Source organism: Pseudomonas sp. NPDC090203, from assembly GCF_044746765.1.
GTDB classification, from domain to species: Bacteria; Pseudomonadota; Gammaproteobacteria; order Pseudomonadales; family Pseudomonadaceae; genus Aquipseudomonas; species Aquipseudomonas putida_AD.
The window spans coordinates 44,511-54,227 of record NZ_JBIVCV010000006.1; the positions used below are offsets into that span (position 1 = coordinate 44,511).

A 9,717-nucleotide genomic window follows, 5' to 3' on the forward strand; every position below is an offset into this window, starting at 1 on the left:
GATCAGTCCGCTGAAAAGAAATCGAGAGTATTCAAGCATAGGGGCGAACGATGACGTTCACCGTTCCCCGTGATAACGCCAATGATAGAACCTGCATCAGCGAATGAGTTCGATGGCCAGCCCCCGGGTTTGTGCGGCGCCGATTTCAAGCCGCGCCGCGCGCACGCCTGCATCGGTCAGGGCCTGGCGCCAGGCCTCGCTTTGCGCGCCGGACAGGGTCACGCGCACCGTGCTGTCCAGGTTCAGCCCCCGTGACAACAGGGTGATCCAGGGCTGGGCGGGAGCACCACTGAGCATCGGCAAATCCAGATCCCCGGTGCTTTTGAGTTCGCGCAGCAAGGTTGCGGAGGTCGGCAGCAGCTCGCCCAGTGGCGCACTGGCCTGGAACTGCTCGACGTGCAGCAGTGCCCGGCGGTTGCCCCGGGTGATGCTGTACAGCGCCACCAGCGTGTCGTTGGCAGGTTCGGCCAGACGCAGCAGCAGATAGGCCTGGCCGTTGTCGGCGCCGTACAGCCGGGCGTTGCCGAACACCTCGTTGGCCCACAGGCTGCTCTCGCCGCAATCGCGAGCCTGACACCAGAACAACAACTGCGCCCCCTGCTTCTGCAACGCTTCGCGGGCAGCGGTGAACGCTTCGTCGGCGGAACGCTCGGCGGGCAATTGGTAAGTCACGGAAGCCGCATTGCCCCGCGCGGCCACCTGGCCGTCGAAGCGCAACTGGCCGCTGATCTTGCGGATCGAGCCCATGGGGTAGATGCGTTCGAGTTCGACCGCAGGTTTGTAATCGACGATTTCAGCATCGGTGGGGCGCGGCACGATGGAAAAATCCTGACTCCCCGCCACGTCAGCCGCCTGGCTTGCGCTGGCAAAGCCGGTCAGGCACAGCAGCAACCCGAGCGCGTAGCCACGCCCCAGAGGGAAGTTCATAGGCCAGCCATCGGCGGGCACACAAAAACCGGCGCGTTGTGCCGGCTTTGTGAGGAATAACGGGTGGATGAATGGGTGAAGCGTGTGCAGTGGTCCATCGGGCAGTCTCCTGTTTCTACCCGCCCAGCGTCGGCAGTTGCGCCGCGCAAGTCAAGAAACGGCGAAGAACCGATTGAAACAGTCTGCAACAGCGTGTGTACCGGCCTCGTCGTTCAGGTGCAAATGGTGGCCGCCAGGCAAGACGCTGACGGCAAACGGCACGCTGGCCAGCAGCTCTTTGTTCTGTGCCAGCATGCCCTCCTCGGCCACCACCAGATGCGCCGGACAGCGCACCGCATTGACGAAGGACATCGCCTGGGCGCGGGTCAGCCGGGTCGGTGATGCCAGGGTCAGGCGGCTGTCGCTGCGCCAGGTGTAGCCGCCGGGCACCGGCATCAGGCCGCGTTGGGCCAACAGCTCGGCCGCTTCGCGACTGACCGCGACCATGCCGCGCATGCGCGCCTCCACGGCGCGGTCCATGTCCTGATACACCGGCTTGCGCTTGTTGAACTGATTGAGTTGCGCCTGCAAGGCAGCACCCATTCGCTCAGCCGCCGCTTCCGGCTCGCCAAGGGGCGGGATCAGCCCGTCGATCAGCGCCAGGCGGTTGACCCGCTCCGGCACCGCGCCCGCCAGGATCACCGACACGATGGCCCCCAGCGAATGCCCCAGCAGGGAAAACTTCTCCCAACCCATCTGCTGCGCCACCTGCAGCACGTCATGGGCGTAGTCGGGCAAGCCGTAACCGGCGCCCGGTGGGCGGTGATCGGAATGCCCATGCCCGGCCATGTCCAGCGCCAGGATGCGCAGGCCCTTGAGCCAGGGCGCCAGGCGAGCGAAGCTGTTGGCGTTGTCCAGCCAGCCATGCAGGGCAATTACCGGCAGGCCGTCCTGCGGGCCGAACAGGTGCGCCGCCAGTTCGATATGCGGCAGGCTCAGGCGTATCTCTTCGACCGAACAGCTCATGCGCGGGCTCGCTGGCTGCCCTGCGGGTTGCTGGCGGGCAGCGATCTGTCGGACCATCGGGAAAACAGGTTCTTGAGCATCTGCGCGGTATCCTCCGGGTGTTCAAGCGGGAACATGTGCCCGCCCGGTACCGAAAGATACTCGCCTTCGCGCATGCTTTTCACCGACATCGCGTGATGGCGGCGCACCACATCACTGTGCTCGCCGCGCACCATCGCCAGCGGCACCCGCAGATGCCGGGCCATGCCGGGGCTGGTGTGGGGCACGCTGCGGTAGATGCTGATTTCGGTGGCAGGGTCGAAGCGCAGGCGCAACTGTTCGCCATCGGGCTGCAGGCCGTGCAACAGATAGGCTTCGAAGCACTCGGGATCGAAGCGACGGAACAGGTTCTTGCCGGAGAAATACTGCCGGGCAGCGCTCAGGTCGCTGAATACTTCGCGCCGCCCCAGAGTGCGGCCCGCTGGCGTGATGCGGTCGATGAAACCGAAACGTTTGGCCGCGCGAATCATCCACTGGTCAAAGCGGGTGAGCACTGGCGAATCGAGCATGACCACACCTCGGTACAACTCGGGATGGCGCAAGGCTGCGTGGTAATGCAGCACGCCACCCAGGGAATGCCCCACACCCCAGACCGGTTGCGACTGCTGCGACAGATGGTGGATCAGCTCGTCAACCAGGTTGGGCCAGTTGTCGGTGACCGGGAAACGCGGGTCATGGGCGTGCTGGCCCAGATGGACAATTTCGTACTCGTCACCCAGCGCGGCGAACAACTTGCCATAGGTCGCCGAAGGAAAGCCGTTGGCGTGGGCGAAAAAAACCGGTTGGGTCATGCGGGCGTGTCCAGTGAACCTCGATCAGGACTCAATTGTGCGCACCGGCCCGCGGCAGCGGCAATGACCGGAACTGCCATCGGGGATGACACTCCGGTCATGCAAGCCAAGCGTGGCTCAGCGCGCCGGAGGCTGCTCGCCGTGGGGCACGACGGCAACGGTCAGGCGCGAGATGCAGCTGGCCTTGCCGTCGTCGCTGGTCAGGCGGATGTCCCAGACGTGGGTCGTGCGGCCGATATGCACCGGATGCGCCACCGCCGTCACCCGCCCGCTGCGCAGACCACGCAGATGGTTGGCGTTGACCTCGATGCCCACGCAGAAGTACTTGCTGGTGTCGATGGCCAGGTAACTGGCGCTGGAACCCACGGTTTCCGCCAGCACCACCGACGCACCGCCGTGCAACAGGCCGTAGGGCTGATGGGTACGATGATCGACGGCCATGCTGGCGGTCAGCGAGTTGTCGTCGAAGGCTTCGAAGCGGATGTCCAGCAGCTCACCGATGGTGTTTTTCTGCATGGCATTGAGGGCTTCAAGGTTGGGTGTGTCGCGCCATAGACTCATGATTTTTCCTTGTTGTTGATGAGTGACAGGTACACCTGCGCACTGTAGGAGCGTGGCTTGTCCCGCGATCGGCGACGAAGTCGTCGCAAATCCGGTTATCGCGGTGCGCCAGACCTGCCGCATGTGCAGGTTTTACGACTGCTGCGCAGCCGATCGCGGGACAAGCCACGCTCCTACAGGTCAGGCGCCGGAAGCAGGATGCCGAACGCTCACCAGGTTCATCGCCCCCGCCAGCGGGAAGTCCGCCTCGAGTTCGGCAAGGCTTGCGGTGTGCATGGCCTGGGCCTGTTGCAGGTTGCCGTGCACTGCCAGGCCGATCAGCGTGCCTACCAGCGGTTGGTGGCTGACCAGCAGCACTTCATCCGCGGCATACAGATCCAGGTTGTCCAGCACCTTGCGCGGGTCGCTGTCCGGGGTCAGCCAGGGCACGGTCACCACCGATTCGGCGAACCCCAGCGCCTGGCGCACCAGCTCCGCCGTCTGCTGCGCACGCACGTAGGGGCTGGCGAGGATGAAGCGCAGCGGCTGGCCCAACAGGTGCGCGGCGCTTGCGAGCACCTCTTCCCGGCCGTTGGCGGTCAGTTCCCGTTCGGCGTCGGTGCGCGCCCGGTACTGGGCTTCGCCGTGACGCAGAATCCACAATTTCATAGCTTGGGTTCCTCGTCGCGCACCGGGTGTGCGGCGGCAGGCACCTTGTGCGGCGCCTCGCCTTCCGGTGGGCGTGGCGCTGGCCAGTCAGCGAACGGCCAGGGCTTCTGGTCGGTATGGAAGGTGCCGAAACGGCCGATCTGCGCCAGGAACTGGCTCAGGCTGTCACCAAACGACAGCAGGCTCAGGCTTGGCGCGCCATAGAACAGGCGATAGGCAAGCTGCACCAGCACCACGACGGCCAGGACGATCTCCGCGACGTGCCAGACCACCAGAAACACCAGCATCCAGAGGACGCGCAGCAGGATCGATTCGTGTTGCTTGATTTTGGACTCGTTCAAGTGTTTCTCCCGGACAAGGAATCAGTTGAAATCGCTGGTGGAAATGAAGTCGACGTCGGTCTTGGGCTCGGCGCGCATCAGCAGCTCGATGACCTGTTCCAGCGTACGCCCTTCGAACAGGATGGCATGCAGACCGGCCACCAGCGGCATGTAGACCTGCGCTTCCTGCGCGCGGGCCTTGAGCACCTTGAGCGTATTGACGCCTTCGGCCACCTCGCCCAGGCGGGTAACGGCCTCGTCCAGGCTCAGACCCTGGCCCAGGGCAAAACCGACCTGGTAGTTGCGGCTCTTGGGAGAGGAGCAGGTCACGATCAGGTCGCCGACGCCGGCCAGCCCCAGGAAGGTCATCGGGTTGGCGCCCTGACTCACCGCAAAGCGGGTCATTTCAGCCAGTGCCCGGGTGATCAGCATGCTCTTGGTGTTCTCGCCCATACCCAGCGCGACCGCCATGCCGGAAATGATCGCATAGACGTTTTTCAGCGCGCCGCCCAGCTCCACGCCAAAACGGTCGGCACTGGCGTACACGCGGAAGGTGCGGCCATGCAGCACGGACTGCACCTGCTGGCACAGTTCTTCGTCTTCACTGGCGACCACGGTGGCCGTCAGCGCATGTTCGGCGATCTCGCGGGCGAGGTTGGGCCCCGACAACACGCCGATGCGGGCCTTGGGCGCGATGTCCTGGAGGATCTCGCTCATGAGCTTGAAGGTCTGCGCCTCGATGCCCTTGGTCAGGCTGACCAGCATCTTGCCGGTGAGCAGTTCGACATGGGGCGTCAGCACGCCGCGCAGGGCGCTGGAAGGCAAGGCGACGAACACCAACTGGCTGGCGCTCAGGGCCTGTTGCAGGTCCGTCACCGGCTCCACCCCGTCGAGCACCTTGATGCCCTTGAGGTAACGCGGGTTTTCACGGTTGACGCGAATCGCCTCGGCCTGCTCGGGATCGCGCATCCACTGCAGCACGCGGTGGCCATTGCCGGCCAGCAGGTTCGCCACTGCCGTTCCGAAGCTGCCGCCACCCAGAACTGCGATCGGTTGCTGTTGGGTCATAAAACAATCCATCTAGAGCCATCAGAACTGGCGATGGCAGCATTATACGGAGCGCCGTGCTCGCCACCAGCGGCAAAACACGGCCGTGGATACATATAAGCCAAACCCTACCTTTCACAAGGAAATGCCTGACAACTCGGTTAAGATGCGCGCCCCGGATGAAAATTCCGCGATGCCTCTGATGCGCTATCTTTAGCACGCGCGCCGATGAAATTCCGTTCGATGAGACCGACCTTGCACCCACGATGGCGAATCAAGCACCCATGACGACCGGGATCCTGGCATGACGGCACAACGGGGCTGGAATATCAGCACTCGCACGCAGATCCTCAGCCTTGGCCCCGCCTTGCTGCTGACCCTGCTGCTGATCAGTTTCTTTACCGTGGTGCGCATCCAGGATCTGCGCCAGGAGCTGACCCACACCGGCCAGCTGATCGCCAACCAGTTGGCCCCGGCCTCGGAATACGGGGTGATCGTCGGCAACGATGACGTGCTCGAACGGCTGATGAAAGCCACCATGAGCACGCCCCACGTGCGTTTTCTCGAAGTCCAGGACAGCAACGGCAGCGTGCTGGTGCATGTCGAGCAGCCCGTCGAGGCCGGCCATGCGCGGCAGATCGAGGTGTTCCAGGCACCGATCCGCCTGCAGCAGGTCAGCCCCAAGGACGGACCGCTGAATGACATCGACGATTTCACCAGCATCCCGGTCGAGGACTACCTGGGTCGGGTGCTGGTGGGCATGTCCAGTGAAGCCTTCAACCTGCGCGAGCAGGAAATCCTGCTCAAGGCCGGCATCCTCGCCCTCTTCGCCCTGCTGTTTACCTATATTCTCGCGCGGCGCCTGTCCCTGAGCCTGTCGCAGCCGATCAGCGCCATGAGCGATGCAGTCAAGGCCATCCAGCACGGCGACTACACCGCTCCGCTGCCGGTGGCCGACGATGCGGAACTGGGCGATCTGGCCCGCCACATCAACAACCTGGCGCTGGGCCTGGAGAAAGCCAGCCGCGAGCAGAAAAAGGCCATGGACGAGCTGATCCGCACCCGGGAAGAAGCCGAGCGCGCCAACAGTGCCAAGTCCGAATTCCTGGCGATGATGAGCCACGAATTGCGCACGCCGATGAATGGCGTGCTGGGCATGCTGCAATTGCTGGAAACCACCCGCATGACCGAAGAGCAGGCCGAATACGCTGCGCTGGCCAGTGAGTCCACCGGGCATCTGCTGCGGGTCATCAACGACATCCTCGACTTTTCCCGCTTCGAACGCGACGCCATGGAGCTGGAGAACATTTCCTTCAACCTGGCAGAGTTGATTTCCACCTCGGTGCAGGCTTTTGCCCACAACGCCCAACAGCGGGGTCTGGCACTGGAAGTCGATCTGCCGCCGGGGCTGGATTCTCTGCGGGTCAAGGGCGACCCGACACGGATTCGGCAGATCCTGGTCAACCTGATAGGCAATGCCCTCAAGTTCACCGAATTTGGCAGCGTGCGCGTGGAAACCACTTGGCAGCACACCGACGCCCAGCAGATCCTGTTCACTTGCGCGGTGCGTGACAGCGGTATCGGTATCTCGCCGGATCTTGTGGAATCGATGTTCGATGCGTTTCAGCAGGCCGACAATTCCATTTCAAGACGTTACGGGGGCACTGGCCTTGGCCTGCCGATCGCCCGCAACCTGGCCGAGCGCATGGGCGGCACGCTCATGGCCCAGAGCAGCGAAGGCCTGGGTTCGGTGTTCACACTGGAAATTCCGTTGCAGGTGGTCCAGCAGGAAGATCCCCAACCGGCCCCCGGCGCGGTGGGCGAATTGCCACAGGAGCGCGAAGGCTGTGTGCTGCTGGTAGAGGACAATCCGGTCAACCGCACGGTGGTGGACGCCATGCTGCGCAGCCTCGGATTGCAGGTCAGCATGGCCGGCGATGGCGCCGAAGCGGTCAGCATGGCCAGCAAGGAAAAATTCGCACTGGTGCTGATGGACTGCCGCCTGCCGGTCATGGACGGCTATGAAGCGACCCGCCGGATCCGTCAGCTCCCGGGCCTGGACACCCTGCCCATCGTGGCGCTGACCGCCAATGCGCGGCACGGAGACCGGGAGATTTGCCTGCAGGCGGGCATGAACGACTACCTGGCTAAACCCTTCAAACGGGCTGATCTTGCGCAGGTTTTGCAACGCTGGCTGACCTTTAAGCCATCTGCGACTGGCGATAAATGATAAATTGCGGCAGTCTTGTGTGCCGTGATCGATCCGCAGATGCGTGCGAACGGACAATTTCAGTGCACAGGTGTGCATTCATTTCACCTGTGCTGTGACTTTCATTACAACGCAATAGTCTATGAGTAGGCTGCCAGCCGAGGGATGACCCGCTGGTCAGATGTACGTATGCCGCACAGGATTATCGAGGAGCTCGCATGACCAAACAAAACGCCTTTACCCGGGAAGATCTGTTGCGCTGCAGCCGCGGCGAGCTGTTCGGCCCAGGTAACGCGCAACTGCCCGCCCCCAACATGCTGATGATCGACCGGATCACTCACATCAGCGAAGAAGGCGGCAAGTACGGCAAAGGTGAATTGGTCGCCGAACTGGATATCACCCCCGACCTGTGGTTCTTCGGCTGCCATTTCGAAGGCGATCCGGTCATGCCGGGCTGCCTGGGCCTGGATGCCATGTGGCAACTGGTCGGTTTCTTCCTGGGCTGGCAAGGCCTGCCGGGCCGCGGCCGTGCGCTGGGTTCGGGCGAAGTGAAATTCTTCGGCCAGGTCCTGCCGACCGCCAAGAAGGTCACCTACAACATTCAAATCAAGCGCGTCCTCAAGGGCAAGCTGAACCTGGCCATCGCCGACGGTTCGGTGACCGTGGACGGCCGCGAAATCTACACCGCCGAAGGCCTCCGGGTCGGCGTGTTCACCTCCACTGACAATTTCTAAGGGTATTCGCATGCGCCGCGTCGTTATCACTGGTCTGGGCATTGTTTCCTGCTTGGGCAATGACAAAGACACCGTTTCCGCCAATCTGCGTGCAAGCCGCCCTGGCATCCGATTCAACCCGGAATATGCCGAAATGGGTCTGCGCAGCCAGGTTTCCGGCTCCATCGACCTGAACCTCGAAGAGCTGATCGACCGCAAGATCTACCGTTTCGTCGGCCACGCTGCTGCCTACGCCTACCTGGCCATGCAGGACGCGGTCAAGGACTCGGGTCTGACCGAAGAGCAGGTGTCCAACCCGCGCACCGGCCTGATCGCAGGTTCCGGCGGCGCGTCGACCCTGAACCAGATGGAAGCGCTGGACATCTTGCGCGAAAAAGGCGTCAAGCGTGTAGGTCCGTACCGCGTGACCCGCACCATGAGCAGCACCGTCTCGGCTTGCCTGGCGACGCCATTCAAGATCAAGGGCCTGAACTACTCCATCGCCTCTGCCTGCGCCACCAGTGCTCACTGCATCGGTACCGCCATGGAACAGATCCAGATGGGCAAGCAGGACATCGTGTTCGCCGGCGGCGGTGAAGAAGAGCATTGGAGCCAGTCGTTCCTGTTCGACGCCATGGGCGCACTGTCCAGCAAGCGTAACGAAACCCCTGAGCAGGCTTCCCGTGCGTATGACGCCGACCGTGACGGCTTCGTCATCGCCGGCGGTGGCGGCATGGTCGTGGTCGAGGAGCTGGAACACGCTCTGGCTCGCGGCGCGAAGATCTACGCCGAACTGGTGGGCTACGGCGCCACCTCCGACGGCTACGACATGGTCGCCCCGAGCGGCGAAGGCGCGATCCGCTGCATGCAGCAGGCGCTGTCCACCGTTGACGGCAAGATCGACTACCTGAACACCCACGGCACCTCGACCCCGGTCGGCGACGTCGCGGAAATGAAAGGCGTGCGTGAAGTGTTCGGCACCGACGCTCCGGCCATCAGCTCCACCAAGAGCCTGTCGGGTCACTCCCTGGGCGCCGCCGGCGTTCACGAAGCGATCTACTGCATGCTGATGATGGAAGGCAACTTCATGGCAGGTTCGGCGAACATCGACGAACTGGACCCTGCGGTGGCTGATCTGCCGATCCTGACCAAGACTCGCGAAAACGCCGAGATCAACCTGGTCATGAGCAACAGCTTCGGCTTCGGCGGCACCAACGCCACGCTGGTGATGAAGCGCTGGACCGGCAAGTAATACGGTCTTTCGCAGCATCCAGGAAAGCGCCCTTCGGGGCGCTTTTTTTATGCCTGTCGCGGCACGATCTGATGGCGGCGGTGAACATGCGGGCCTCCCCGCGGGCAAGCCCGGCTGCTACGGGATTCGGGGCGGTCACCGGTTTTCGGCACCCCTCGGTACCGTAGCAGCACGGCTTGCCGGCGGGGGCGGGCTTGAGGGCGCG

General features: G+C 63.3%; 10 protein-coding genes. 3 read left to right on the forward strand and 7 right to left on the reverse strand.

Annotation, left to right across the window (positions count from 1 at the left end; genetic code table 11):
* Nucleotides 1-96 precede the first annotated feature (96 nt).
* The 7 genes from ACIPO9_RS12105 to ACIPO9_RS12135 form a co-directional block, all read right to left on the reverse strand.
* On the reverse strand, nt 97-927 hold the full coding sequence (locus ACIPO9_RS12105) for a DUF4892 domain-containing protein (protein WP_274131376.1): 831 nt from the start codon (nt 925-927) through the stop codon (nt 97-99).
* Nucleotides 928-1,077: 150 nt separating this feature from the next.
* Nucleotides 1,078-1,932, reverse strand: coding sequence for an alpha/beta fold hydrolase (locus ACIPO9_RS12110; RefSeq protein ID WP_400781122.1), 855 nt, complete (start codon nt 1,930-1,932; stop codon nt 1,078-1,080).
* Nucleotides 1,929-2,762, reverse strand: a complete 834-nt coding sequence (locus ACIPO9_RS12115; protein ID WP_400781124.1) for an alpha/beta fold hydrolase — start codon at nt 2,760-2,762, stop codon at nt 1,929-1,931. Before ACIPO9_RS12115 ends, ACIPO9_RS12110 begins: the two co-directional genes overlap by 4 nt.
* A 117-nt stretch (nt 2,763-2,879) precedes the next feature.
* Complete coding sequence (locus ACIPO9_RS12120; protein WP_274131379.1) at nt 2,880-3,323, reverse strand: hotdog fold thioesterase; 444 nt, start codon at nt 3,321-3,323, stop codon at nt 2,880-2,882.
* Between the two features lie 180 nt (nt 3,324-3,503).
* Entirely contained in the window at nt 3,504-3,971 is a 468-nt protein-coding gene (gene sixA, locus ACIPO9_RS12125) for a phosphohistidine phosphatase SixA (RefSeq protein ID WP_400609259.1), read from the reverse strand.
* Entirely contained in the window at nt 3,968-4,312 is a 345-nt protein-coding gene (locus ACIPO9_RS12130; protein WP_274131381.1) for a DUF4389 domain-containing protein, read from the reverse strand. The genes sixA and ACIPO9_RS12130 overlap by 4 nt, the downstream gene beginning before the upstream one ends.
* A gap of 21 nt (nt 4,313-4,333) precedes the next feature.
* Complete coding sequence (locus tag ACIPO9_RS12135) at nt 4,334-5,359, reverse strand: NAD(P)H-dependent glycerol-3-phosphate dehydrogenase (protein WP_400781126.1); 1,026 nt, start codon at nt 5,357-5,359, stop codon at nt 4,334-4,336.
* Between the two features lie 283 nt (nt 5,360-5,642).
* On the opposite strand from ACIPO9_RS12135, the gene ACIPO9_RS12140 reads away from it, so the two are divergent.
* The 3 genes from ACIPO9_RS12140 (at nt 5,643) to fabB (ending at nt 9,512) form a co-directional block, all read left to right on the forward strand.
* A complete protein-coding gene (locus ACIPO9_RS12140; protein ID WP_400781127.1) occupies nt 5,643-7,568 on the forward strand; it encodes a response regulator in 1,926 nt (641 codons plus the stop codon).
* A gap of 197 nt (nt 7,569-7,765) precedes the next feature.
* Nucleotides 7,766-8,281 carry a 3-hydroxyacyl-[acyl-carrier-protein] dehydratase FabA gene (fabA, locus tag ACIPO9_RS12145; RefSeq protein ID WP_274131384.1) on the forward strand — a complete coding sequence of 172 codons (516 nt, stop codon included), beginning with the start codon at nt 7,766-7,768 and terminating at the stop codon, nt 8,279-8,281.
* Between the two features lie 10 nt (nt 8,282-8,291).
* A complete protein-coding gene (gene fabB, locus ACIPO9_RS12150; protein ID WP_274131385.1) occupies nt 8,292-9,512 on the forward strand; it encodes a beta-ketoacyl-ACP synthase I in 1,221 nt (406 codons plus the stop codon).
* The last annotated feature ends 205 nt before the right edge of the window (nt 9,513-9,717 follow it).

Bases quoted from the DNA above. Each gene is read 5' to 3' on its own strand.
- ACIPO9_RS12120 (WP_274131379.1), bottom strand. From the start codon at position 3,323: ATGAGTCTATGGCGCGACACACCCAACCTTGAAGCCCTCAATGCCATG.
- ACIPO9_RS12115 (WP_400781124.1), bottom strand. From the start codon at position 2,762: ATGACCCAACCGGTTTTTTTCGCCCACGCCAACGGCTTTCCTTCGGCG.
- ACIPO9_RS12140 (WP_400781127.1), top strand. From the start codon at position 5,643: ATGACGGCACAACGGGGCTGGAATATCAGCACTCGCACGCAGATCCTC.
- ACIPO9_RS12105 (WP_274131376.1), bottom strand. From the start codon at position 927: ATGAACTTCCCTCTGGGGCGTGGCTACGCGCTCGGGTTGCTGCTGTGC.
- fabA (WP_274131384.1), top strand. From the start codon at position 7,766: ATGACCAAACAAAACGCCTTTACCCGGGAAGATCTGTTGCGCTGCAGC.
- sixA (WP_400609259.1), bottom strand. From the start codon at position 3,971: ATGAAATTGTGGATTCTGCGTCACGGCGAAGCCCAGTACCGGGCGCGC.
- fabB (WP_274131385.1), top strand. From the start codon at position 8,292: ATGCGCCGCGTCGTTATCACTGGTCTGGGCATTGTTTCCTGCTTGGGC.
- ACIPO9_RS12135 (WP_400781126.1), bottom strand. From the start codon at position 5,359: ATGACCCAACAGCAACCGATCGCAGTTCTGGGTGGCGGCAGCTTCGGA.
- ACIPO9_RS12110 (WP_400781122.1), bottom strand. From the start codon at position 1,932: ATGAGCTGTTCGGTCGAAGAGATACGCCTGAGCCTGCCGCATATCGAA.